At 39.6% G+C, this 26,410-nt stretch carries 26 protein-coding genes; 18 read left to right on the plus strand and 8 right to left on the minus strand.

Annotated features, from left to right (window positions below; translation table 11 throughout):
• Positions 1-381: 381 nt before the first annotated feature.
• Positions 382-945 (minus strand): 1,6-anhydro-N-acetylmuramyl-L-alanine amidase AmpD, encoded by a 564-nt coding sequence (ampD, locus tag QP437_RS00510; protein WP_285266582.1) that lies wholly within the window; start codon positions 943-945, stop codon positions 382-384.
• A gap of 144 nt (positions 946-1,089) precedes the next feature.
• Between ampD and ppdD the strand changes: the two genes are divergently transcribed.
• From ppdD to rhlB, 8 genes are all read left to right on the plus strand, one after another.
• Positions 1,090-1,533 (plus strand): prepilin peptidase-dependent pilin, encoded by a 444-nt coding sequence (gene ppdD / locus QP437_RS00515; protein WP_005697917.1) that lies wholly within the window; start codon positions 1,090-1,092, stop codon positions 1,531-1,533.
• Positions 1,534-1,539: 6 nt separating this feature from the next.
• Positions 1,540-2,919, plus strand: a complete 1,380-nt coding sequence (locus tag QP437_RS00520) for a GspE/PulE family protein (RefSeq protein WP_285266583.1) — start codon at positions 1,540-1,542, stop codon at positions 2,917-2,919.
• Between the two features lie 8 nt (positions 2,920-2,927).
• On the plus strand, positions 2,928-4,151 hold the full coding sequence (locus QP437_RS00525; protein WP_070582542.1) for a type II secretion system F family protein: 1,224 nt from the start codon (positions 2,928-2,930) through the stop codon (positions 4,149-4,151).
• Positions 4,148-4,825, plus strand: a complete 678-nt coding sequence (locus QP437_RS00530) for an A24 family peptidase (protein WP_070582543.1) — start codon at positions 4,148-4,150, stop codon at positions 4,823-4,825. The genes QP437_RS00525 and QP437_RS00530 overlap by 4 nt, the downstream gene beginning before the upstream one ends.
• A gap of 84 nt (positions 4,826-4,909) precedes the next feature.
• Positions 4,910-5,530, plus strand: a complete 621-nt coding sequence (gene coaE / locus QP437_RS00535; RefSeq protein ID WP_285266584.1) for a dephospho-CoA kinase — start codon at positions 4,910-4,912, stop codon at positions 5,528-5,530.
• Entirely contained in the window at positions 5,523-5,729 is a 207-nt protein-coding gene (yacG, locus tag QP437_RS00540) for a DNA gyrase inhibitor YacG (protein WP_285266585.1), read from the plus strand. Before coaE ends, yacG begins: the two co-directional genes overlap by 8 nt.
• Positions 5,726-6,007: a GNAT family N-acetyltransferase gene (locus QP437_RS00545; protein WP_178160891.1), complete on the plus strand. Its 282-nt coding sequence runs from the start codon at positions 5,726-5,728 to the stop codon at positions 6,005-6,007. The genes yacG and QP437_RS00545 overlap by 4 nt, the downstream gene beginning before the upstream one ends.
• 89 nt (positions 6,008-6,096) lie before the next feature.
• Positions 6,097-7,356, plus strand: a complete 1,260-nt coding sequence (gene rhlB / locus QP437_RS00550) for an ATP-dependent RNA helicase RhlB (RefSeq protein WP_285266586.1) — start codon at positions 6,097-6,099, stop codon at positions 7,354-7,356.
• A gap of 41 nt (positions 7,357-7,397) precedes the next feature.
• Here the strand turns inward: rhlB and mreD are convergent, their stop codons facing one another.
• The 4 genes from mreD to QP437_RS00570 all read right to left on the minus strand — a co-directional run bounded on the left by mreD (position 7,398) and on the right by QP437_RS00570 (position 12,055).
• A complete protein-coding gene (mreD, locus tag QP437_RS00555) occupies positions 7,398-7,886 on the minus strand; it encodes a rod shape-determining protein MreD (protein ID WP_111327318.1) in 489 nt (162 codons plus the stop codon).
• On the minus strand, positions 7,886-8,950 hold the full coding sequence (gene mreC, locus QP437_RS00560; RefSeq protein ID WP_070582548.1) for a rod shape-determining protein MreC: 1,065 nt from the start codon (positions 8,948-8,950) through the stop codon (positions 7,886-7,888). The genes mreD and mreC overlap by 1 nt, the downstream gene beginning before the upstream one ends.
• 87 nt (positions 8,951-9,037) lie before the next feature.
• Positions 9,038-10,093: a rod shape-determining protein gene (locus QP437_RS00565; protein WP_005695498.1), complete on the minus strand. Its 1,056-nt coding sequence runs from the start codon at positions 10,091-10,093 to the stop codon at positions 9,038-9,040.
• 171 nt (positions 10,094-10,264) lie between these two features.
• On the minus strand, positions 10,265-12,055 hold the full coding sequence (locus tag QP437_RS00570) for an ABC transporter ATP-binding protein/permease (RefSeq protein ID WP_111314891.1): 1,791 nt from the start codon (positions 12,053-12,055) through the stop codon (positions 10,265-10,267).
• Between the two features lie 165 nt (positions 12,056-12,220).
• Here QP437_RS00570 and QP437_RS00575 point away from each other — a divergent pair, with 165 nt between their 5' ends.
• The 10 genes from QP437_RS00575 (at position 12,221) to lipA (ending at position 22,126) form a co-directional block, all read left to right on the plus strand.
• Positions 12,221-13,873, plus strand: coding sequence for a putative transporter (locus tag QP437_RS00575; RefSeq protein WP_285266587.1), 1,653 nt, complete (start codon positions 12,221-12,223; stop codon positions 13,871-13,873).
• Positions 13,874-14,025: 152 nt separating this feature from the next.
• The gene (gene rsfS, locus QP437_RS00580) at positions 14,026-14,334 is read left to right on the plus strand and encodes a ribosome silencing factor (protein ID WP_285266588.1); all 309 of its coding nucleotides are present in this window, start codon (positions 14,026-14,028) and stop codon (positions 14,332-14,334) included.
• Between the two features lie 39 nt (positions 14,335-14,373).
• Complete coding sequence (gene rlmH / locus QP437_RS00585) at positions 14,374-14,841, plus strand: 23S rRNA (pseudouridine(1915)-N(3))-methyltransferase RlmH (protein ID WP_075875776.1); 468 nt, start codon at positions 14,374-14,376, stop codon at positions 14,839-14,841.
• 15 nt (positions 14,842-14,856) lie between these two features.
• Entirely contained in the window at positions 14,857-16,833 is a 1,977-nt protein-coding gene (mrdA, locus tag QP437_RS00590) for a penicillin-binding protein 2 (RefSeq protein WP_285266589.1), read from the plus strand.
• Entirely contained in the window at positions 16,833-17,948 is a 1,116-nt protein-coding gene (gene rodA / locus QP437_RS00595) for a rod shape-determining protein RodA (protein ID WP_014064074.1), read from the plus strand. Before mrdA ends, rodA begins: the two co-directional genes overlap by 1 nt.
• A gap of 53 nt (positions 17,949-18,001) precedes the next feature.
• Complete coding sequence (locus QP437_RS00600; RefSeq protein WP_285266590.1) at positions 18,002-18,862, plus strand: septal ring lytic transglycosylase RlpA family protein; 861 nt, start codon at positions 18,002-18,004, stop codon at positions 18,860-18,862.
• A gap of 21 nt (positions 18,863-18,883) precedes the next feature.
• Positions 18,884-20,071, plus strand: a complete 1,188-nt coding sequence (locus QP437_RS00605; protein WP_285266591.1) for a D-alanyl-D-alanine carboxypeptidase family protein — start codon at positions 18,884-18,886, stop codon at positions 20,069-20,071.
• A 108-nt stretch (positions 20,072-20,179) separates the two neighbouring features.
• Entirely contained in the window at positions 20,180-20,458 is a 279-nt protein-coding gene (ybeD, locus tag QP437_RS00610) for a DUF493 family protein YbeD (RefSeq protein ID WP_285266592.1), read from the plus strand.
• A gap of 1 nt (position 20,459) precedes the next feature.
• The gene (gene lipB, locus QP437_RS00615; protein WP_285266593.1) at positions 20,460-21,101 is read left to right on the plus strand and encodes a lipoyl(octanoyl) transferase LipB; all 642 of its coding nucleotides are present in this window, start codon (positions 20,460-20,462) and stop codon (positions 21,099-21,101) included.
• 62 nt (positions 21,102-21,163) lie between these two features.
• Positions 21,164-22,126, plus strand: coding sequence for a lipoyl synthase (gene lipA, locus QP437_RS00620; protein ID WP_285266594.1), 963 nt, complete (start codon positions 21,164-21,166; stop codon positions 22,124-22,126).
• A 70-nt stretch (positions 22,127-22,196) separates the two neighbouring features.
• Here the strand turns inward: lipA and QP437_RS00625 are convergent, their stop codons facing one another.
• The 3 genes from QP437_RS00625 to QP437_RS00635 all read right to left on the minus strand — a co-directional run bounded on the left by QP437_RS00625 (position 22,197) and on the right by QP437_RS00635 (position 26,336).
• The gene (locus QP437_RS00625; protein ID WP_285266595.1) at positions 22,197-24,221 is read right to left on the minus strand and encodes a hypothetical protein; all 2,025 of its coding nucleotides are present in this window, start codon (positions 24,219-24,221) and stop codon (positions 22,197-22,199) included.
• A gap of 97 nt (positions 24,222-24,318) precedes the next feature.
• On the minus strand, positions 24,319-24,963 hold the full coding sequence (gene adk, locus QP437_RS00630; RefSeq protein ID WP_049374331.1) for an adenylate kinase: 645 nt from the start codon (positions 24,961-24,963) through the stop codon (positions 24,319-24,321).
• A gap of 98 nt (positions 24,964-25,061) precedes the next feature.
• A complete protein-coding gene (locus QP437_RS00635) occupies positions 25,062-26,336 on the minus strand; it encodes an MFS transporter (protein ID WP_285266596.1) in 1,275 nt (424 codons plus the stop codon).
• Between the last annotated feature and the right edge of the window lie 74 nt (positions 26,337-26,410).

Here is a 26,410-nt window from a genome sequence, read left to right on the forward strand (position 1 = left end):
TGTGGGTAACACTTGGATAATCTAAATTTAACTGTGTATAAAGATCAAAAATCGCTTTTCGCACTTCATTTTTTTCATTTTTGCATAACCTTTAATCAAAAATTTTCCGAAAAAAATGACCGCACTTTTTCTCGTCAAAGTGCGGTCAAAAATTCAGTCATTTTTTAATTTAAACATTCCTTGCTTGGTGAAGAAATAACAACTGTGAGTTATTCAATATTTCTGTGGATAAAACTGTGATTGAGCAAATGGCGAGTGTTGCATAACTCTTCTCAACATTTTAGCTTCAATTTTAGAGAGAAGATTTTCTCTTTAATTTCATTAAGATAAGGTTTATTCACAGAAATTATCTTACTCACATTCAATCAAAATTTTTAGTGATTATTTTTTATCCAAGCCTTTTTTGACTAACGCTAAATAGCGTTCCCACTCAAAATATTGACCCGGATCGATCTTACGACCTGGCGAAATATCGCAATGACCAACGATACGATCGAGCGTTATTTTCGGATAAGCTTGCATGATATCTCGTGTTAATGCAGCAAGCACTTGGTATTGTTCCTCTGTAAAAGGCTGTTCATTACTGCCCTCTAGCTCAATCCCAATCGCAAAATCATTGCATTTATCCCGACCTTCAAAGCAAGAAAGCCCCGCATGCCATGCTCTATCATCGAAACTCACATATTGCGTCACCTTGCCATCCCGTTCAATTAAACAATGGGCTGACACTCGAAATTGATAAATCTCTTCAAAATAAGGATGGATAGTGGGATCGAGTTTTCCTTGGAAAAAATCATCTACATATCCCCCACCAAATTGTTCTGGCGGCAAACTGATGTAATGAATGACGAGTAATGAAATATCCTCTACATTAGGACGTTCATCAAAATGTGGTGAAATTACTTTTCTTGTTTGGCTTAACCAGCCATTTTTTATCTTATTCATCTGTTTTTCTGCGATTAAATTTCATTTTTGCGATCTCGATCGCAAAAGAAGTGCGGTCAGTTTTACTTTCATCTTTCCCTTTTACACAATGTTGCAGCCAAAATTCTGGCATTTTTTTATTCAACCAAAAGGAAATTTAATTTAATGAAACTGACTTTTTCTAAACCCTTACATAAAGGCTTTACGTTAATTGAATTGATGATCGTGATTGCGATTATTGCTATTCTCGCGACGATCGCCATTCCGTCTTATCAAAATTATACCAAAAAAGCAGCCATCTCCGAATTGTTGCAAGCTTCTGCACCTTATAAATCTGATGTGGAATTATGTGTCTATAGCACCAATGCCCCAACAAACTGTTCTGGTGGTTCAAATGGCATTGCAGCAGACATCACTACTGCAAAAGGCTATGTTAAATCCATTACCACGAAATCGGGTGTGATTACGGTAACAGGAAATGGCGCATTGGATGGGATCAGTTATTCTTTAACGGCGACAGGCTCAACCTCATCAGGTGTCACCTGGACAACTGCTTGCCCAAGCAATGCGGATTTATTCCCAGCGGGTTTCTGCTCTCCTACCAAATAGCGAAACATGGCCTATCAAGCAATCGCAAAAAATGGCGAGATTTATCAGATCTCGCCACAATATTGGCAACAAAACCAACAGCAACAAGCTTTGCTGTTGCGTTACTTTGCGCTCCCTCTTAAAGAAGACGAACACCATTTATGGCTTGCAGTAGATTCGCTGAATAATCTTGCAGCTTGTGAAACCTTTGCCTTTTTAAGTGGAAAATTAGTTGAACCGATTTTATTTGAAACAGCCCAACTCAAACAACTTTTACAATCCCTTGCACCTAAAGCCAATCAAATAGAAGAACAAACGACGTTTTATCATCATTCAGAAGATGAAAACACAGCTAATTTATCTAATGATGATGAACCCGTTATTCAATTATTAAATGGGATTTTTGAAACAGCCCTGCAAAAAAACGCCTCCGATATTCATTTAGAAACTCAGCCAAATGGGCTCTTAACTCGTTTACGTATTGATGGCGTACTCCAACCACAGCCGATTATCAGTAAATCACTCGCCAATCGTGTGATTTCTCGTTTAAAACTCTTAGCCAAACTGGATATCAGTGAAACTCGGCTACCACAAGATGGCCGTTTTCAATTCAAAACGACATTCTCCGATATTTTAGATTTCCGCCTTTCTACCTTGCCCACGCATTGGGGAGAAAAAGCGGTATTACGATTGCAACAAAATAAACCTGTTCAGTTAAGTTTTGCTGAATTGGGTATGACACAAAACCAACAAAATCAATTTCAACATGCACTCGGTCAACCTCAGGGTTTAATCCTTGTAACGGGACCAACAGGAAGTGGAAAAAGTATCTCACTTTATACCGCACTTCAATGGCTCAATACGCCAGATAAACATATTATGACGGCAGAGGATCCCGTTGAAATTGAATTAGAAGGCATTATTCAAACTCAAGTGAATCCGCAAATTGGTTTAGATTTTAGCCGATTACTTCGTACATTTTTACGACAAGACCCCGACATTATTATGCTTGGTGAAATTCGAGATGAAGAAAGTGCATTAATGGCATTAAGAGCAGCTCAAACCGGCCATTTAGTGCTTTCGACCTTACATACCAACGATGCCCTCTCAGCAATTTCACGCTTGCAACAACTAGGCATTCAATCTCATGAAATTGAAAATAGTCTCTTATTAGTTATCGCACAGCGATTGGTGCGTAAACGTTGCTTAAAGTGCAGTCAACATTTTAGTGAGTCTTGCGATTGCCATCAGGGGTATCAAGGGCGTATTGGGGTGTATCAATTTTTACAATGTGAAAATAACTGTTACCAAACTGATTTCGATTCACTTTATCAAAGTGCATTAGAAAAAGTAAAAGATAACATCACCGATCTTGATGAAATTCAACGTGTGTTAGGTAAAAAATAGGAGTCTCTATGGCAAAGCAAAAACTCTTTTATTTCCAAGCCTATGATCAGCGACAACAATGGCAAAAAGGTAGCCTTGTTGCTCAATCTAAACAAGCCGCACAATTTCTGTTAATTGCAAAAGGTTTTAGTCACATTCGCTTGCAACAAGATTGGCAACTTAATCAGAAACCGAAAAATGCAGAAATCAGTGCTTTATTGAATCAACTGGCTACATTGCTCAGTTCTGCCATTCCATTAAAAAATGCATTACATATTTTGCAAGACAACTGCACACAATTGGGTTTGCATCAGTGGCTTGGTGCCTTAATTGAGTTAATTGAAAGTGGTCTTCCGTTTTCACAAAGCTTGGAAATACAAGGAAAGTATTTAAACTTTCAAGAGATTCAACTTATTCAAGTGGGAGAAATGACAGGAAAACTGGCAGAGGTATGCACTAAAATTGCCGAACGTCGAACACAATCATTAACGCTTCAACGCAAATTGCAAAAAATTATGCTTTATCCTGCCATGGTATTAGGTATTTCGCTTTCACTTACGTTGATTTTATTACTCTTCGTTGTACCGCAATTTGCTGAAATGTATGGCGAAAATTCTGCTGAGCTACCTACATTAACCGCCGTGTTATTAGCCATGTCCCAATTCTTACAGCATCACTTTATCACCTTGATGATTGTCTGTATTTTCGTTATTTTTATGCTGAAGATCTCATTAAAACATTCCCTTTGGCTGAATCAAAAAAAGAATGCGCTAGTTAATCGTATGCCGATTTGGGGCAATATCATTTGCCTTTCTCGTTTAATCAGTTTTAGCCATAACCTGCAATTAATGCTTCAATCCGGAGTGGCATTAACGCCTGCGTTAAATAGCTTCCTCCCAAAACAACAAACCTGGCAAACACAACGTACCTTAAAAGGTGATATTCTGCTACAACAAGAAGTGCGGTCAATTTTACAGTGGGTTTCGCAAGGTTATCCATTTTCAGAAAGTGTCAGTAGTCATCTTTTCCCAATGGAAGCACAACAAATGCTACAGATTGGAGAAAAAAGTGGAAAACTTGCGTTGATGTTGCGTCATATTGCTGATAACTATCAAGAAAAGCTCAATCATCAAATTGATTTACTTTCCCAACTTTTAGAGCCTTTAATGATGCTCATCATTGGTAGTTTAATCGGTATTATTATGATGGGCATGTATCTGCCGATTTTTAATATGGGATCCGTAATCCAATGATGATATTAGCCTTTTTCTTATTGGGTGGTTTAGCGGGTATCTTTGTTTGGTTTTATATTGATCGTTTTATCCCCAATCTACAACAAGAAATTTATCAGAACTATATCGAACTTTATCCTGAAAACAGTCCTATTTTCCATAGCGAAAAAGCAGCGATTCAATCTCAAAAGTGCGGTCATATTTGTCTTTATTTTTTAGGGTTTGGACTCTGTTTTGCTGCACTATGTTATTTTCTTCAGGATGAATTATTTACTTTATGGCTCGCGATTACGCTTAGTCTACTTTTTGTTATCAGTTGGCTAGACTGGCATTATCAACTGATTTCACCTACACCTTGCCTCTTTTTATTTTTCTTGGGTTTATTCGGCGCACATCAAGAATTTTCAATTCTAACGCTTTCTCAAAGTTTAGAAAGTGCGGTTAGTTTTTTCGGTGTTTTTTATATTATCTATCATTTGTCTAAATGGTTTTATAAGAAGGAAGCGTTAGGCCGTGGCGATTATTGGCTTGCTTTAGGAATAGGTGCTTATCTCACCATCGCACACTTACCACTTTTCTTATTCATCGCCTGTCTATTAGGCATCATAGTCTATTGGATTTCTCGCAAACCTGTTTTACCTTTTGCGCCCTTTCTTTGCATATCGTTAATCGTCACCAGTGCAATAACCCTATAAATGTAATATATTGGCAACATTGAAAAATATTGTGTTTAGGGGATAGATGTAAAACATCCCCTAAATCAAGTAGCAAGGAATATTATGACTTATATTGTAGGCCTAACTGGCGGCATCGGTAGTGGAAAAAGCACAATTGCAAATCTTTTTGTTGAACTTGGTGTCCCCATTGTTGATGCAGATATTGTGGCAAGAGAAGTGGTTGAAAAAGGCTCGCCGCTGCTTGCTCAAATTGCTGAGCACTTTGGAAAATCAATTTTGACTGAAGAAGGCGAATTAAATCGGGCCGAGCTACGAAAAAAAGTATTTGCAGACGAAGATGAAAAAAACTGGCTCAATCATTTATTACATCCCGCTATTCGCGAAAGAATGCTGGCACAGTTAAATGCTCAGACCGCTCCTTATACCTTATTTGTCGTTCCACTGCTTATTGAAAACAAGCTCACCACGCTTTGCGACTGCATACTTGTTGTCGATGTTAAACCCGAAACTCAGCTGGCTCGTGCGTCATCAAGAGATCATAATAATATTCAGCAAATTCAAGCTATTATGGATGCACAAGTCAGCCGAGAAGAAAGATTAAAATGGGCAGATGATATCATTTCAAATGATGCAAAATTGCCAGAAAACTTACCGCACTTAAAACAAAAAGTGCTAGAATTGCACCAATTTTATTTAAGTGAATCGAGAAAGAAAAATGTCTGATGAAATTTTTGAAGTCCCCTGCCCGACATGCCAAAAGCCTGTACCTTGGACACAGGAAAGCCAATTTCGCCCTTTTTGTAGCAAACGTTGCCAACTCATTGATTTAGGGGAATGGGCTGCAGAAGAAAAATCTATTCCAAGTGACACAGCAGATTTTGCCATGGACCCCAATCTCAGTGATGAATGGAGTATCAAATGAGTCTTCAGCATCATGATAATGGTGAGCAGGGAGAGTTTTTCTTACTCGATGAGCAAGGGAAGAAAATCGCGAAACTCACCTATTTTTATGAAACACCCGATACCATTAATGCTAATCATACGTTTGTTGATGATTCTCTTCGAGGACAAGGTGTGGCAGACAAACTCTATCAAGCCTTAATTCATTTTATCCAGGCTAAAAAGCTCACTTTGCACCCAACTTGTAGCTATATTGCAAGAAAATGGGAACGAACCCAATCTGCTCAATCCCAAGCTTAATCCTATTAATAAGCGTGTCATTTTTAAGGATATTTTTCTGACTTCGTGCTATCCTTAGCCCCATTTATTTCTGAGAGCCATTATTTATCATGCAAGAAAATTATTTAAGTCAGCAGCGATTTGCTGATCTTCCATTACATCCTATCGTACAAAAAGCCCTACAAGATAAGGGATTTGAATATTGTACCCCTATTCAAGCGTTATCATTACCTATCACATTACAAGGAAAAGATGTTGCTGGCCAAGCACAAACCGGTACGGGTAAAACGATGGCATTTTTAACGGCAACATTTCATCACTTATTAACACATCAACCTGATTTTGCTACCAATCAACCCCGTGCATTAATTCTTGCTCCAACCCGTGAACTAGCTGTGCAAATTAATAATGATGCAGAATTATTAGCTAAAACAAGTGGATTACGAACCGCACTTGCTTATGGTGGAGATGGCTATGATAAACAGCTTAAAGCGATTGAAGCCGGCGTGGATATTTTAATTGGTACCACTGGTCGTGTGATTGACTACGTGAAACAAGGCATTATCCGTTTAGATGATGTTCAGGTTGTGGTACTAGATGAAGCGGATCGCATGTTTGATTTAGGTTTCATTCGTGATATTCGTTATTTATTACGCAAATGTCCTTCTCCGCAAGAACGCCTCACCATGCTCTTTTCTGCAACGCTCTCTTACAAAGTGCGCGAACTTGCCTTTGAAGATATGAATTCCCCTGAATATATCGAAATTGAACCAGAACAAAAAACGGGACATAGAATTAAAGAGGAACTGTTCTATCCGTCAAATGAAGATAAAATCCCCCTCTTACTCACGTTAATGGAAGAGGAATGGCCCGAGCGCTGTATTGTCTTTGCAAATACTAAACATAAATGTGAAGAAATTTGGGGCTATTTAGCGGCAGATGGCCATCGTGTGGGATTACTCACAGGGGATGTAGCACAGAAAAAACGTCTTTCATTGCTCAAACAATTTACCGATGGTGAGCTCGATATTCTCGTTGCAACCGATGTTGCAGCGCGTGGATTACATATTTCAGACGTGACTCATGTTTTTAACTTTGATCTACCCGATGACCGAGAAGATTACGTTCACCGTATTGGCCGTACTGGTCGAGCGGGTGAAAGTGGTGCGTCTATCAGCTTTGCTTGTGAAGAATATGCGATGAATTTACCGGCAATTGAAGAATACATTGGTCATTCTATTCCGGTCAGCCAATATGACCCGAATTCATTGATTAGTGATATTCCAAAACCTTATCGTTTAAAACGCAATCCTGCTCCTCAAACAAGAAATACTACGACGAGAAAAACAAACTACCGTCGTAAAAACTAAAAAGAAAAGCTGATGAACTCCTTCATCAGCTTTTTTTATGATTAATGTAATCCGACTCTTCGACGTGTAGTACGCATCAATAAGAAAACCCATGGCCATAACACACCTGATGCGATGGCACCAAAGATTTCCTGCCAGTTGAAAAATGCCCCATGCAAAGAGAATTCAACCAAGAAAATAGCCACTCGAATCGCAAAAACAAAAAGAAGTACCAATAAACTTTGGAACCAAAGAGAAAGGTTGCGCAAAATTAAGTAATATTTGGAAACAAAATAGAAGGCGACAGAAAGCACCAGTGCATGAACCCCAAGAATAGAGCCTAGCACGATATCCCATAAAACCCCGAGTAAAAATGCCCAACCAATGCTTACTCTATCAGGTAACGCAAGCGTCCAGTAAAGCAAAACTAAAACCAACCAAGACGGTTTAAAAGCTTGAAAGCCTGCTGGCCATGGGGCTAATTCCATAATTAATGCCACAACAAAGAAGCATAAAATGGTCGCCCATTGAAAAATAAAACGCCCTTGCATTAGTCTTCTTCCCTATGTTGTTGCTGATCTGGAGAAATGGGTTCCTCTTGTTGAGGCATTGTGGTCGGAATGTCAGGATCCACAATTTCTTTTCCTGTATGCGGCTGTACTCCATCCTCTTGATCATCTGTAATTTTGGTTTTACTCACTGAATGAGTTGCTTCATTAGCTTGACTTTCTAAACGTTGCTGTACAAGGCGACGTACTTCTTCCGGCGACATGGATTTGACTTTCGACATATCAAGATTGCTCGGCCAAAGTAAAAGCAAATAACGTAAACGATCTAACTCAGCCAAAGGTTTCGCTTTCACCGTTGCAAAGTAATTTGAGCCATCACGAGAAACACTTTGCACAACAGCCACAGGATAGCCTTCCACAAAACGACCACCCAAACCTGAAGTCACCAATAAATCGCCTTTTTCAATATCCACAGAACGAGGCACATTATCTAAGGTAAGTTCATCTGAGTGCCCTGTGCCACTCGCGATCACGCGTACATCATTACGTAAAACTTGCACAGGAATAGAATGGGTCACATCGGTCAAAAGTAACACTCGGCTTGTATTCTCGCCGACAGATATAATCTGTCCGATCATCCCTTTTTCATCAATCACTGGCTGACCGACATAAGCGCCATCACGTTCGCCTTGATTGATCACCACTTGCTGACGATAGACATCGGTTTCTGCTGTGAGCACTTCTGCAATCTTTTTATATTCATCGGTTCGTAAAGGCGAATTAAGCAGTAAACGAAGACGTTGATTTTCTACCTTGAGTTGGTCCAATAATAAAAGATCGGCATTTTTCTCACGCAACTGCTCACGCAATACTTTATTTTCAATAAGCAGTTTATTGGTATCCACCAAGTTACTTGATACACCATCTAGAACCGTTCTTGGCCCATTCGCAAGGTAATACAAGCCCCCCACGGCAGTCTCCATGACACTACGCGCCTTCGTCATTGATGAGGTTTGCCCATCAACTAAAATGAGTGTCATCGAAGCAATCACTGCTAATGCGAGTCGAATACCTAATGGTGGTGCTTTACCAAAAATGGGTTTCATTCACTGTCCTAGGGTTGAAAGGAAAAGTGCGGTCAAAAAATCAGGCAAATTAAAAAACGCCGATTTTTCTGACCGCACTTTTAGAGATTAAATTTCGTCGCTAAAAATATCGCCGCCGTGCATATCAATCATTTCGATTGCTTCACCGCCACCACGAGCTACACAAGTTAATGGTTCTTCTGCGATAATTGCTGGTACGCCACATTCTTTTGATAACAATACATCAATGTTGCGTAATAAAGCACCACCACCCGTTAACACCATACCGCGTTCGAAAATATCTGCAGCGTGTTCTGGTTGGCATTCTTCAAGCGCTGTACGCACCGCTGCAACGATACCATTTAATGGCTGCTGAAGAGCTTCTTGTACATCACGAGAAGTTAATTTGAATGAACGTGGTGCACCTTCCGCAAGATTGTGACCGTGCACTTCCATCTCTAAAATTTCATCGCCTTCTTGAATGTACGCTGTACCAATTTCATGTTTGATACGCTCTGCAGTTGGCTCACCAATAACGGAACCAAAAGTACGACGAACATAAGAGATGATCGCTTCATCAAAACGGTCACCACCAATACGTACAGAAGATGAATACACGATACCGTTTAAAGAAATCACCGCCACTTCAGTGGTACCACCACCGATATCAATAACCATTGAACCAATCGCTGTAGAAACCGGCAAGTTAGCACCGATAGCAGCCGCCATTGGCTCTTCAATTAAATACACTTCACGAGCACCCGCACCTAATGCTGATTCTTTGATTGCACGACGTTCTACTTGAGTTGCACCAGCCGGTACACAAACGAGTACGCGCGGGCTAGGACGCATAAAGTTACCGCTATGTACTTGCTTGATAAAGTATTGCAACATTTTCTCTGTCACAGAGAAATCAGCAATTACACCATCTTTCATCGGACGAATAGCCACGATACTTTTTGGGGTACGACCAAGCATTTGTTTTGCTTCTTTACCTACTGCCGCAATACTTTTGTATGCGCCCATACGGTCTTGACGAATTGCCACAACTGAAGGTTCATCAAGTACGATGCCTTGGCCTTTCACGTAAATTAATGTATTTGCTGTACCTAGATCGATTGAAAGATCGTTTGAAAATAAACCACGAATTTTTTTGAATAACATAAGAATTCCGTCATTAGTTTGGTGAAAAATTACTCATTTCTGAGCATAGAAAAAAATTGTCCTAAATGTATCAAAAAATTGAGTTTGATAACAGGATTTTTTACTTTGTTCATCCACACTTACCTCACTATTTTTTCTAACAAGGTAAGTGCGATCAATTTTAATGGTGTTTTATACGAGATTTCGGTCAGTGAATCGCCACTTCCCGTTACCTAAGATCATCAATTGTTGCTGATGGAAAGCTTGTAAAGTTGAACGATGCCCCACGCTAATAACCGTTGTATTAGGTAAACGTTCTTTTAATAGTCGATACATATTATCTTCTAAGCCTTCATCCATACTCGCAGTGGCTTCATCCAAGAAAGCGACGTTTGGTTTATGTAATAACAAACGTGCGAAAGCCAAACGTTGTTGCTCACCGAGAGAAAGAATACGTGTCCAGTCTTGTTCTTGATCTAAACGATCTTGTAAATGCCCTAAAGACACTTGTTTTAATACTTCAATCATCTCATCACGATTAAAGGCCTGTTCTTCATTCGGATAAGCTAGCGCAGTCAATAAACTACCTTGTGGTAAATAAGGTTTTTGCGATAAGAAAAGCTGGTGGGTTGGACAATATACATCCCCTTCAGAATACGCCCACAGCCCTGCCACGGTTCTCAACAACGTGGTTTTCCCCACACCAGAATTACCTTGGATTAATAGGGTTGAACCTTTTGGCAGCGTCAAATTTAAATTCTCAATTAAGGTTTTTCCAAATGGATTACTGATGCTTAAATCCTTAAAGATCACGTCTGTTTCGTGTTCATGTAAATGCGACGTAGATTGACGATTCGCCATATCAATCGCATAACTAAAGCCAGTTAAACGATCTAATGTGGCTTTGTATCCGGCAAAACCATCGTAAGAATTACGGAAGAACGAAAGATTTGAATGCAACTTACCAAATACTTGTAGCGTTTGCATAAGATCGCCGAGTTTAATTTGCTTCTCGAAATAACGTCCCACTTGAATGAGTAAAGGGAACACGACCGAAACTTGGCTAACCACTAGGTTAAAACCAGAGAATTTTAAGGTTCGATAAACAATATCCCACATGTTATTGATCACCGATCCGAATTGTTTATAAAGTTGGCTACTCTCAACTTTCTCACCGGCATAAAATGCTACACTTTCCGCATATTCCTTGATACGAATTAAAGAATAACGATAGTTAGCGTTTAAGCGTTCGTTGACGAAATTCAACATAATTAACGGTCGTCCTAAACGGAATGCTATCACGGTGGTGATAATCACATAAGTGAACACCAAGAACACCATCATACGAGGAATTTCAGTACCAAATACCATCATTGGCCCCGCTAATCCCCACAATAAGATCGTGTAAGAAATCATCGAGGTGACAGCATCAATCACACCAGTGCTTAAGGAAAGCGAGGTTCTCACATAAGATTGCACATCTTGTTGAATACGTTGATCGGGGTTATCTAAGTTAGCGGAAACATACTGCGTTTTGTAGTACGCACGATTATCCATCCATTTATCCACTAACTGACTATTCAACCATTCAATCCAATTAATAGAAAAGCGTTGTTCTAAATAATAGCTAAGTAATGCCGTCATGACAGAGCTTGTGGCAATCACACAAAACAGCACCATTTGATCCCAAAACACTGGTTCATTAAATTCCTGTAAGGATGTGTACATATTGTTATACCACTCGGAGTGCACCAAGCTAATACGCACACTGACCAATGTCATCGCCACAATTAACAAGAAAAATAGCAAAGGTTTAATACTTCGACGTGGTGAAAGATACCCACCAGCAAATTGCCAAAATTGTTTACCCCAGTGGGTAAAACGGACTAATAAGAAAATACCAAAGCTAAACACAACAGCCGTCATCGCTAGAGTTTTTACTATCCATAAAAGCGAATTAATGGCCTCTTGAGCGTAATCCATAATCAACCTATAAAATCAAAAAAGTGCGGTCATTTTAGGCGGTGTTTATTTTTAAGCAAGAAAAAATGTGATAGAGATAACATTTTTTGACTTTGTTACAAGCGGGTAGGAAATCAAATTGTTATAATCCAAAATAGTTAAATTTTTAATAAATTAGAGGTCGGTATGAGTGAAACTGCGATTACCATTAGTTTGCTTGCCCTCGTTGCCGTAATTGGTCTATGGATCGGGCATTTTAAAATTAAAGGTGTAGGATTAGGTATTGGTGGCGTGCTATTTGGTGGTATTTTGGTTGCCCATTTTACTACCCAATATGGCATTAAATTAGATAGTCATACATTACATTTCGTGCAAGAGTTCGGCTTAATTCTGTTTGTTTATACGATTGGTATTCAAGTAGGTCCTGGCTTTTTTGCTTCCTTACGGCAATCGGGATTAACCTTAAATGGGTTAGGAATCTTAATTGTTGCACTCGGTGCGTTAGTGACGATTCTCATTTATAAGTTTGCCGATATTCCTCTTGATGTCGCACTTGGTATTTACTCGGGTGCGGTCACAAATACCCCATCTCTCGGTGCGGGTCAGCAAATTCTTTCTGAATTAGGGATGTCGCAAACGACATCTAACATGGGTATGGCCTATGCGATGGCTTATCCTTTTGGAATTTGCGGCATTTTACTTTCTATGTGGCTTATTCGCCTTTTCTTTAAAATTAAAGTGGATGAAGAAGCGGCGAATTTTGAAAAAGAAAGTGGCCACGACAAAGAGGCGCTCAAAAGCATTTCTCTAAAAGTCACCAATGCCAATCTCAACGGCATCCATTTGATTGAGATTCCAGGTTTTGATGATGAAGATGTCGTTTGTTCTCGCTTAAAACGAGGTGAATTAGTCATTGTGCCAAAAGCGGATACCGATGTTCAACTTGGTGACATTTTGCATTTAGTTGGTAATCCTGAAGGCTTGAAAAAAATGCATCTTATTATCGGGGAAGAAGTTGATGTTCCGGTCGCAAGCTTGAGTGGCGAAATTCGTTCTGAACGCGTTGTGGTTACCAATGAAAAAGTATTAGGTAAAAAAATTCGTCATCTCGGCATTCATCAAAAATACGGTGTCGTCATTTCACGTTTAAATCGTGCAGGTGTGGAATTGGTGCCAACAGCCCATACCACCCTTCAATTCGGTGACGTATTGCACATGGTTGGTAAAACCGACATTCTCAACCAAGCCATTTCAGTTATCGGGAACGCTAAACAAAAACTGCTACAAGTGCAAATGTTACCGGTATTTATTGGGATTGGCTTAGGGGTGTTACTCGGATCTATTCCTTTCTATATTCCGGGCTTCCCGGTGGCATTAAAATTAGGGCTAGCTGGAGGGCCATTAGTCGTCGCGTTAATTCTAGCTCGAATTGGCTCCATCGGTAAACTCTATTGGTTTATGCCGCCAAGTGCTAACTTAGCTTTACGAGAAATTGGTATTGTGCTCTTCCTTGCTGTGGTGGGTTTAAAATCTGGCGGTAGCTTTGTAGACACACTCACCAATGGTTCTGGTCTTGAATGGATGGGCTACGGTATTTTTATCACACTCGTACCATTAATGATTGTAGGTGTTATTGCGCGTTTATATGCCAAATTAAATTATCTTTCACTTTGTGGTTTATTAGCGGGGTCGATGACTGATCCGCCAGCGCTCGCTTTCGCAAACGAACTGAAAGAAGGAAGTGGTGCAGCATCCCTTTCCTACGCGACGGTTTATCCGCTCACAATGTTCCTGCGGATCATTTCACCACAATTGTTAGCGATTCTTTTATGGGTTTAATACCCTTTCAAACTTGGGGCACTACCACTGCCCCAATGTTTATGCCAAGCACTGTTACAACCATAAAACAATTCAAATAAAATCCACCCTAAGCCTACCCCTTTCCCTCATTCAATGATAGAATTCATCGCTTTATTCAAATAGGAAAAGAAATGTCATTAGTTGAATTTGTAATTGATAAACTCGATGATTTAAAAGGCACCGAAATTGTGCATTTTGATGTAAAAGGCAAATCATCGATTACTGAAAATATGATTATTTGTACTGGTACATCTAGCCGCCAAGTGTCCGCTATGGCCGATAACCTTATTGCAGAATGTAAAAAAGCCGGTTATGAGACCTTTGGTGAAGAAGGTCGTAATACGGCTGATTGGATCGTGGTCGATCTCGGTCAAACTATCGTACATATTATGCAACGTGATGCACGTGAGATGTATCAGTTAGAAAAACTTTGGTCATAAAGTGCGGTCAATTTTGACTGTCTTTTGAAAGGGAAAAGGATGAAAATCACATTAATCGCTGTGGGCACAAAAATGCCAGCTTGGGTGACAACTGGATTTGAAGAATACCAACGTCGTTTTCCTAAAGACATGCCTTTTGAACTGATTGAAATCCCTGCAGGCAAACGTGGCAAAAATGCTGACATTAAACGAATCTTAGAGCAAGAAGGCAAAGCAATGTTAGCCGCTTGCGGAAAAGGTAAAGTGGTGACATTAGATATCCCAGGCAAACCTTGGACAACACCACAGCTCGCAGAGCAACTAGAAGGCTGGAAAAATGATGGTCGTGATGTGTGCTTGCTTATTGGCGGGCCGGAAGGCTTATCCCCTGAATGCAAAGCTGCGGCGGAACAAAGCTGGTCACTTTCTCCGCTCACAATGCCACATCCATTAGTGCGTGTTGTGGTGGCAGAAAGCTTATACCGAGCCTGGTCGCTAACCACAAATCATCCTTATCACAGAGAATAACACGTTACATTACCGATGAATTTAAAGAAATTCTTTTCTGCCCCAACCAACGAACCGATCCGCGATAAAAAAGCGGAGCGGAACTTGTTTGCGCGTCGAACATTGGTAGCATTCATCGGTATTTTGGCTCTCAGCGGCGTACTATTTGCCAATATTTACCATCTCCAGGTGGTAAATTACGACATGTACCAAACTCGCTCTAATGGTAACCGTATTAAATTACTTCCGCTTCCTCCTACTCGTGGATTAATTTACGACCGTTACGGCGAATTACTGGCAGAAAACCTCACCTTTTTCGGTTTATATATCGTGCCGGAAAAAACAGAAAATTTAGACCGCACTTTTGAAGAATTGCGATATGTTGTAGGGCTAACTGATGAAGACATTGAGCATTTCAAAAAAGAACGTCGTCGCGGTACACGTTATACGCCGATTTTACTCAAACCAAGTTTAACGGAAGAACAAATTGCCCGTTTTGCAGTAAACCAGTATAAATATCCAAGCCTTGATGTTCGCCCTTATTTCAAACGAAACTACCTGTATGGTGAAACCATGACCCATATTTTGGGTTATGTTGGGCGTATTAATGACCGAGATGTTGAACGCCTAAAAAAAGAAGAAAAATTTGCTAACTACTCAGGGTCCACTGATATGGGAAAACTGGGTATTGAACGCTATTACGAAGAACAACTCCACGGTACGACGGGTTTTGAAGAAGTGGAAATCAATAACCGCGGGAAAGTTATCCGTAAATTACGTGAGCAACCAGCCACAGCGGGTAAAAGTATTCATCTGACTATCGATTTAGCCTTGCAACGCTATATTATGTCATTACTTTCAGGGCAAAAAGGTGCTGTTGTCGTGCTTGATCCGAAAGATAACAGCGTGTTAGCGATGGTTTCCACACCGAGTTATGACAATAATTTATTCGTGGATGGGATTTCCGCTAGCGATTACAAACGCTTATTAAACGACCCTGCTCGCCCACTTTACAGTCGTGCAACACAAGGGGTCTATCCACCAGCCTCTACAGTAAAACCATTTGTTGCTGTTGCAGCATTAACGGAAGGGGTGATTACGCCTCATACTACCATTTTTGACCCTGGTTACTGGATGCTTCCAAACTCTACAAAGCGTTTCCGAGATTGGAAAAAATCAGGGCACGGCTATACAGATTTAAATAAAGCCATTACAGAATCATCGGATACCTTCTTCTATCAAACTGCCTTTAATTTAGGTATTGATCGTTTCTCCATGTGGATGAAACGCTTTGGCTTTGGTATGCCGACAGGTATTGAAATCCAAGAAGAAGCCACGGCCAATATGCCGAGTAAAGAATGGAAACAAAAACGTTATAAAAAACCTTGGGTACAAGGCGATACAATCTCTGTAGGGATTGGACAAGGTTATTGGACGGCTACGCCATTACAAGTAGCAAAAGCCACCTCTATCGTGGTTAATAACGGGAAAATACATACGCCTCATTTAATGAAATCAGTAGAAGGCTCTATCATTGAGCCCTATCAAGACCCGCTTTTATATGAGGATATTACTGATCCGAAACAAGCTTATTGGGATGCCGCTAAACGAGGGATGTTTAACGTGGTGAATTCTGGTGCAGGAACAGGACGAAAAGCCTTTGTCGGCACCAATTACCATGTAGCTGGGAAATCCGGTACTGCACAGGTATTCAGCTTAAAAGAAAACCAAAAATATAATGCTGCAGGATTGAAAAAAGAATTGCATGACCATGCTTGGTTCACTGCTTATGCACCTTACGAAGATCCGAAATTAGTTGTCACGATTATTTTAGAAAATGCGGGGGGCGGCTCAAGTAATGCCGCGCCAATTGTACGTCAAATTATGGATTTCTACCTAAATAAACGCTTGCCGCAAATTGAACGTCAACAAAATGCTGAAAAAGAAAAGATGACGGACCAAACTGAGTTAGACGTACCAACGCAAGAACCCCAACCAAGTGAGAATGAATAATGGAAGAAAAAGTGCCTTTATGCTTGCGATTATGGCAACGCTTACATATTGATTTCTTATTATTTATTGGTTTAGCTGCCATTACTGCCTATGGTATGCTTGTGCTTTATAGTGCATCTGGTGCCAGTGAAGTCATGTTCCAAAACCGTATCATTCAGGTCATATTAGGTTTTGTTGTCATGATGATTATGGCACAGCTCCCCCCTAAATTTTATCAGCGACTGGCTCCTTATTTATATTTGGTTGGTTTTATTATGCTGATTTTAGTTGATGCCTTCGGTACAACCAGTAAAGGAGCACAGCGTTGGTTAGATCTTGGTTTTATTCGCTTTCAGCCGTCTGAAATTGTCAAACTCGCGGTGCCATTAATGGTCGCCGTGTATTTAGGTAATCGTCCATTACCCCCTAAAATGAGCGAAACCTTTATTGCTATCGCCATGATTATGGTACCAACTTTACTTGTAGCCATTCAACCAGACTTAGGAACATCAATTCTGGTTAGTGCATCGGGCTTATTCGTGGTATTCTTAGCAGGGATGAGTTGGTGGCTTATTCTTGCTGCGGTAGTTGGCTTAGCGGCATTTATTCCTATCATGTGGATGTATTTAATGCATGACTACCAACGCATGCGTGTATTAACTTTACTTGACCCAGAGAAAGATCCGCTTGGGGCGGGTTACCACATTTTGCAATCCAAAATTGCCATCGGTTCAGGCGGTATGTCAGGCAAAGGATGGATGCAAGGGACACAATCCCAATTAGAGTTTTTGCCTGAACCACACACTGATTTTATTTTTGCCGTGATGAGTGAAGAACATGGAATGGTCGGCTTTCTTATTCTGATGGCAATTTATTTGTTTATTATTATCCGTGGCTTAATAATTGCAGTGAATGCAGAAACCTCTTTTGGACGCATTCTTGCCGGTGCCACCACACTGATTTTCTTTGTTTATGTCTTCGTGAATATCGGTATGGTGAGCGGTATTTTGCCTGTTGTAGGGGTACCTTTACCCCTCTTTAGCTACGGCGGTACTTCATATGTAGCCATTATGGCAAGCTTTGGTTTAGTGATGTCCATTCATACTCACAAGCCTCGCTTTATGAAAGGGAACTAATTTCCCTTTTGGCTTTCTTATAGAGAACACCGATAATCTTGAAAGTAATAAGTATGACATTAAAAAACATCTTAAAAACGACCGCACTTTTCACCTTAACAATTGGTACAAGTATTGCCGCTTTTGCTAATACACAGAAGATGTATGGCATTCAAGGGGATTCACTGTCTATTACCACGACCGTTCAAGCGCCACAGAGCTATGAAGTGAATGGTAAAACATACACCACGCAAGGTAATGAAGCGAAATCCTATTCAAAAGAAGGGACAGCAAGCTATTACCACCATAAATTTAATGGTCGTAAAACAGCTAATGGTGAACGCTATAATTCGGCACTGTTCACCGCTGCCCATAAAACGTTGCCTTTAAACTCTTATGCAGTTGTCACAAACTTGCATAATAATCGCAAAGTGATCGTGCGGATTAATGATCGCGGTCCATTCAGTGAGAAACGTATCATTGACTTATCCCATTCTGCTGCGAAAGAATTGGGTCTTATTGCTCGTGGTACAGGACAAGTAAGAATTGAAGCGTTACATGTGGATCATAAAGGTCAAATTTCAGGTGCAGGCGTAAAAACATTAGCTAAGCATGCTAAAACACAAGAAGCCAGTGATCGTTTAGTCACCGATAAAAATAACGAAAAAAAAAATCAAAACTTAGACACCACCACAAACGATGCAAAAACTGTCTTCAAGCTAAAACTTCTCGCAGTGTCGTCAAAAAATCAAGCCGAAAGCATCATAAACAGACTCGATCTAGACGGCATAAAGGCAGAAATTAACCAAAATGGACAAAACTACGAAATTCATTTTGGTCCGTTAGCTGATCAAGCTGATGTTAATCAATTAAAAACAAAATTACAAAAAACGACCAATGGACAACCAGTAATCGTTTATACTTATAAAAACTAATACGCTATTAAAGGAAAAACTATGTTAAAACAATCTGCAAAATTGAAAAAAATTGTTCTATTCTCGGGATTAATGGCTGCCTCAACATTCGCTGCAGCTGAAGATCTTCAATACGGTATTGCTGTACCGGAAGTAAATGCGCAAACCTATGTGTTAATGGATTATAATTCTGGTGCGGTACTTGCATCACTTAATCCAGATCAACGCCAATACCCTGCTTCATTAACTAAAATGATGACTAGCTATGTAGTGGGTGCTGCATTAAAACAAGGCAAAATTCATAATGAAGATATGGTCACCATTGGCGAAAGTGCTTGGGGAAGAAACTTCCCAGATTCTTCAAAAATGTTCTTAAATTTAAATCAACAAGTATCCGTAGGTGATTTAAACAAAGGGATTATCATTGTTTCAGGTAATGATGCTTGTGTCGCAGTGGCAGAACATATTTCTGGTACCGTGGCTAACTTCGTTGATACCATGAATAAATACGTTCAACAATTTGGCTTAAAAAATACCAACTTCACGACTCCACACGGTTTAGACGATCCAAACCAATATTCAACTGCTCGTGATATGGCGATTATTGGTGCACATATTATTCGTGATTTACCTGAAGAATATAAAATCTACGCAGAAAAAGACTTCACCTTTAACAAAATCAAACAACCTAACCGTAACGGCTTACTATGGGACAAAACCATTAATGTAGACGGCATGAAAACAGGTCACACTAGCCAAGCAGGTTATAACCTTGTTGCATCGGCGACAAGTCCAAATAATATGCGTTTGATTTCTGTTGTGATGGGCGTGCCAACCTATAAAGGTCGTGAAGTAGAAAGCAAAAAGCTCTTACAATGGGGTTTTGCTAACTTTGAAACATTAAAAGCCCACAAAGCCAATGAAAAAATTTCAACACAATCGGTTTACTACGGTGATAAAGGTGAAGTTCAACTTGGTTTATTACAAGATGGCTTTATTACTGTGCCAAAAGGCAAACAAGCAGATTTAAAAGCACGTTACGAATTAGATAACAAATACTTACAAGCACCTTTAACAAAAGGTCAGGTTGTTGGTAAAATCGTTTATCAACTAGATGGCAAGGATGTGGCAATTGTTAATCTTCAAGCATTAGAAGACGTGCAAGAAGGTGGTTTCTTCGGTAAAGGTTGGGACTGGTTAGTGTTAACAATCAAAGGATTATTTGATTAAAGGCCTTGAAAATTAACCGCACTTCCCCATTTATATCACATCAATAAATTCGTAAGGTGTGTAAATTTAGCTGATTCACGCACCTTATTCTTAAATTAAGGAAACAACATGACAACCGAAAACAATTATGAAAAGCTAAAAGAAGTAATGGAATTCCCCGCTGCAATGACATTTAAAGTCGCAGGTGTTAACCGTGAAGGTTTAGCGCAAGACATCGTAGCAGTGATACAAAAATATTTACCGGGTGATTATATTCCAAAGGAAAAACGCAGTAGTAAAGGCACTTATAATTCTGTTTCAATTGATATCGTGGCACAAAACTTTGAGCAAGTAGAAACCCTTTACAAAGAGCTTGCTAAAGTGGAAGGTGTCAAAATGGTTATCTAAGATGAACAAAACAGATTTAATTGTCCGTCAATTAGGATTACAAGATTATCAAGAGATCTGGCATAAAATGCAGGAATTCACCGATAATCGAGATGCAGAAACAACTGATGAAATTTGGCTTGTCGAGCATCACCCTGTCTTCACGCAAGGCCAAGCCGGCAAACCAGAACACTTATTACACAGTAGTAGTATTCCTGTGGTTCAATCAGATCGCGGTGGTCAAATTACTTATCATGGCCCAGGTCAGCAGGTGATGTATGTGCTCATTGATATTAAACGTCATGAACATTTAAATGTTCGTCAATTAGTGACCGCACTTGAACAATCTGTTGTGAAAACACTCGCAGACTATGGCATTGAAGGTTATCCAAAACCCGATGCACCAGGCGTATATATTGACGGCAAAAAAATCTGTTCATTAGGCTTACGTATCCGTAAAGGGTGCTCTTTCCACGGTTTGGCATTTAATATCAATATGGATCTCAATCCTTTCCATTATATTAATCCTTGCGGCTATGCAGGGCTTGAAATGTGTCAGCTTGCTGACTTTATTGGTAAAGAAGAGGCTACTCTTGACAAGGTTTCCCCCAAATTAATTAAACACTTTGCCGAACTTTTGGGCTATAATGTTACAAATTTATAACATTCACTTTTATAACACATTTAAAAATGCCTGAATCAGGCATTTTTCTTTAGGAAAGAACAATGTCAACGCCTTTTAAAATGGAACGCGGTGTAAAATACCGCGATGCAGCCAAAACATCAATTATCCCTGTTAAAAATATCGATCCTGACCAAGAATTATTGAAAAAGCCGGAATGGATGAAGATCAAATTGCCGTCTAGCTCATTAAAGATCGAAACGATTAAAAACGGGATGCGTCGTCATGGCCTACATTCTGTATGCGAAGAAGCTTCTTGTCCAAATTTACACGAGTGCTTTAATCATGGCACGGCAACCTTTATGATTCTAGGCGCAATTTGTACTCGTCGCTGCCCTTTCTGTGACGTTGCACATGGTAAACCCTTACCACCCGATCCGGATGAACCACGTAAATTAGCTGAAACCATCCAAGATATGAAGTTGAAATATGTGGTGATTACCTCTGTTGACCGCGATGATTTACCTGATCGTGGAGCTGGCCATTTTGCTGAATGTGTAAAAGAAGTACGTGCATTAAATCCTGGTATTAAAATTGAGATTTTAGTGCCTGATTTCCGTGGACGTATTACTCAAGCCTTAGAAAAGTTAAAAGACAATCCACCAGATGTATTCAACCACAACTTGGAAAATGTGCCTCGTTTATATAAAGAAATTCGTCCTGGTGCTGATTATCAATGGTCTTTAAAATTACTTCATGATTTCAAAGAAATGTTCCCAAATATCCCAACGAAATCCGGCTTAATGGTTGGATTAGGTGAAACCAATGAAGAAATTCTTGAAGTGATGAAAGACTTACGTGTAAATGGCGTAACCATGCTTACACTTGGCCAATATCTCCAACCAAGTCGCCATCACTTACCGGTTGCTCGCTATGTGCCTCCAGCAGAGTTTGATGAGTTCCGTGATAAAGCCAACGCAATGGGCTTTGAACACGCGGCTTGTGGCCCATTTGTTCGCTCCTCCTACCATGCCGATTTACAAGCAAGTGGTGGATTAGTGAAGTAATCCAAAACAGCTAAAAAAATGACCGCACATTGAATTTCAAGTGCGGTCATTTTTTATGTCATCCTTTCAACTAGTCAGTTGCGGCAGGCTTTCCTTCTTCCTCCTCGTCAGTTTCCATCATGCTTTCTTGACGAAGATCTTCAAAGGTACGACCATTAATTAAATAACCATTTTCCGTTTTTTCCACTCTAGAAACGTAATTATCACCTTCTTCCACAAATTCTCGGTGAAGTTTTCCATCATATTTCACAAAGCTACTTAAGTATTGCCAAAAGTATGAATTTTCCTTAATCGCTAAGGCTTTTTCATTTTGGTCATCAAACAACATTTTATTTAATGTCAGATTAAATGTTCCTTCAATATTATCTGGAATCATATCCGATGAATCATCTTCTGGTACTTGTGGCACAATACCACTGACTTCCAATTTAACTGGATAAGCAGTGGTTTCAGGATAAGTATTTAAATTGAAATTTAACGTTGCATTATCAACGATTAAATCGAGCTCTTTCCAGGAGTTTTTGATGTATTTATCAAATGTGGCTGACGTTAAATGCGTGCTGCATAAAGCCCCATAAAACGGTGCCGAGCAAAATCTTGCTGATAAATGCGCTTTGCTATGATTAATTTTAAATGGTGCATCAACCGCTAATTTTTCAAATTGGAACCCTGCACTTGGGTAACTAGCTTTATTCGCAGACAATATGATATGTTCATTATATTGGTCATTATCTAATGTTTCTGTCTTATCACTGGCTGATACGTTATCAAGCACTAAATCTGCCATATTAAATGATTTTAATGCGGCTTCAATATTGGTTTTGCCTCTAAATTCTTTTACCCATTTATCTTTGGCATTTAAGAAATCTTTATTGTCTTTTGACGGCGCTTCTTTCTCTGCAATGGTATCTAATAAAAATGGTACAAACGCCAGTTCATTTGCCACATTGTAATCATCTAACTGAATATTAACCTTACCACCTTTGGCTTCCCATTTACGGTCTTCATCGGCAGGCGTTTGATTCACACTTTCAACATTCAGTTTAAAATCCACATTGGCTTTAGTTAAATCCGTATTCGCCAACTTAAGTTCAAGACCGGCATTTTGTAAGTTAAAGTAAGGTTGATTATTTTTAGGCACATTAACAGAAAGCACAGATAACGAGCTATCAAAACGATCGTTTTGTGTAAAAATTTTTGTTAACAAATTGACGCCATCTTTAATGCTTAATGAACCATCACTTAATTTTTTAAATTCATGATGAAAATTGATCGAACTTGGTACGCCGTTTTGCTTAACTAATAAATTTAAACCACCCGCTGTTGCTTGACTTTCTTCCGTCGTGCGGCTTTTATTGGCTACGCGCAAAATATCACTGCTGAATTTTGTGCTCAGATCACGTTTATCTGCCTCGCCTGGTTTTACATCAAAATGGTAAGTCGCATTTTTAAGATAAATATGTGTATTTTCACCATTTAACAACGCTAATTCGGCATTTTTCGCGGTTAATTCTATACTTGATAGGTCATACTGATTTGCACCGACAGGTACTAGATGAGCTTCACCTTCAATTTGTTCCAGTTTAGTGTCCTTATCGTAATTAAATCCACTTAAGGTTGTTTTCAGCTCAACTTCTTTATTTTTTAAGAAATTAAGACCGATAGAAAGGTTTTGGGACTTATTCGCAAAATCACGGAATTCCGTCAAAATATCAGACTGTAAATAATCCCCTACTGGAGAAAATTTACTGTTAATTGTATTTTTATCAATCGTGATATTTAATGTTTTATTTAATTGACGAACTAATTGATCGGATAACTGTGACTCAGCCGTAATAAAGAAAGGCAACGCGGTAAGCTTGGTTGAAATCACACTCGTATTTTTCGACTCGCTATTTTTTACGCTAAAGATTAACTCACGAATAAAAAAGTTTTTCGCAGTTTGCGTCACATTCAATGTTGCTTGATTATCCAAAGAGTAAGGGAAATTTTTTAATACCTGATCGATTTTGTGATTGGTATAAAATTGTGCGCCGATCCCAAGTGCCACTGCGATAGCCGAAATCGTCAATGTTATTGTTTTTTTCTTGCTCATAACGTCCCCAGATGCGATCTCAATTTATGATCTCAAAATCCTTTTGAAAAATTAACCGCACTTTTCTCTTCAAAGTACGGTCAGTTTTCAATCTTTTTTAGCCTAAGATTTTATCTAATTCTTGGCTTACAGCTTCCACTTTTTGAGTACCATCTAAACGGAAATATTGCGTATTACCTGCTTTCGCTTCAGCTTGGTAATAATCAATTAATGGACTGGTTTGTTTGTGGTAAACCGCTAAACGATCTAATACCGTTTCTGGTTTATCATCTGCACGGATAATTAAATCTTCACCCGTCACATCATCTTTACCTTCCACTTTTGGTGGGTTGTAAACGATGTGGTAAGAACGTCCAGATGCTTGGTGTACACGACGACCACTCATACGTTCAACGATCACTTCATCTGGTACATCAAACTCTAAAACGTAGTCAATTTTCACGCCTGACTCTTTTAATGCATCCGCTTGTGGAATCGTACGTGGGAAACCATCTAATAAGAAACCATTTGCACAATCTGGTTGAGAAATACGATCTTTTACTAACGCCACGGTTAATTCATCCGGTACTAATTTCCCTTCATCCATTAATGCTTTTGCTTGTTTGCCTAATTCAGTCCCTGCTTTAATCGCTGCACGGAACATATCCCCTGTTGAAATTTGTGGGATACCAAACTTGTTCATAATAAATTGCGCTTGTGTGCCTTTTCCTGCACCAGGTGCACCTAAAAGAATAATTTTCATACAAATCTCCAATAAATAATAGACCTGTTTAAAATACCGTTAAAGCCTTGTTTGGTCAAATGATTTTGCTGTTAATTTTGACCGCACTTTATTTTATTTTAAGCTTTTTCATTTCCTTTTTCATTCCATGGTGCCACCCAGAATAAACAAATCATTCCTGGGATAGCGAGGAATAAACAAATCCAGAAAAAATGATAGTAGCCCACTGCTTTAACCAAGTAACCCGATAACATACCAAGCCCTTTACTTGGTAAAGCAGAAAGGCTGGTAAATAAAGCTAATTGAGTGGCTGTATAAAGCGGATTCGTTTCGCGAGCCATAAAGGCGACAAAGGCGGCGGTACCAAGACCAACACCGATATATTCACCCGCAATCACGAAACCTAATTTCCAAAGTTCTGCTGCACCGATATGGTCAAAATGCCCAAATGCAGCTAACCAAATAAATCCACCAATAGTAATCAATTGGATAAAACCAAACACCCATAATGCGCGATTAATCCCTAAACGCAGCATGATCACGCCACCCACGAGACCGGCAGAGATACTTGCCCAAAGAGAGGTACTTTTTACCACCAACGCAATATGCTCTTTTTCAAAGCCCATGTCATAGACGAATTTAGTTTGTAACGTAGTAGCAAATGAATCGCCAAATTTATACAAAAACAAAAAGAGTAAAAAACCGATGGCTTGCGCGACGCCTTTACGTTGGAAGAACTCTCTCAAGGGTATCCAAAACACCATATAGAAAGGTTGATCACGATCAACCTGTGCAATGTTTGGTTCTTTCGCTAAAAAGAGCGTCATAAATATACCCGCTAGCATACAAAGTGCAGTCCGTAAAAAGACGGTTTCCCATGGATGAATCGTCGCTAAATAAAGCGACAGCCCCCCAGGAATTAAACCTGCGACACGATAAGCATTGATATGGATGGTGTTTCCCAATCCTAATTCATTATCGGTCAAAATTTCACGGCGATAAGCATCAAGCACAATATCTTGTGTCGCAGAGAAAAAGGCAATAAATGTGGCAATTTTAGCCACCGTACTTAACTCTGCCACGGGATCAAACTGACTAATCGCATAAAGGGAAATCAGCAAAATCACTTGAGAAATCAATAACCAACTACGACGACGCCCTAAAAAATGTGGGAAATAGCGATCTAATAACGGCGCCCATAAAAACTTCAAACCATATGGCACCATCACCCCTGTCAATGCACCGATTAATTCAACGGAAAGCCCTTTATCTGTCAGCCACACTGGCAACATTTGCGATAACACGAAAAGTGGTAAACCCGAACTAAATCCAGTGAAGACACAGATCAGCATTTTGCGGGTAAATATTTGACTAGAAAGGGATTGTTCTGACATAAAGTGCGGTTATTTTTGAGCGTGTTTTATCTGATTAAAATAGTAAGGGCGGAATGATACTCCGCCCAACAAGA

Source organism: Haemophilus sp. UMB1048 (assembly GCF_030218125.1).
Lineage (GTDB): Bacteria > Pseudomonadota > Gammaproteobacteria > Enterobacterales > Pasteurellaceae > Haemophilus_D.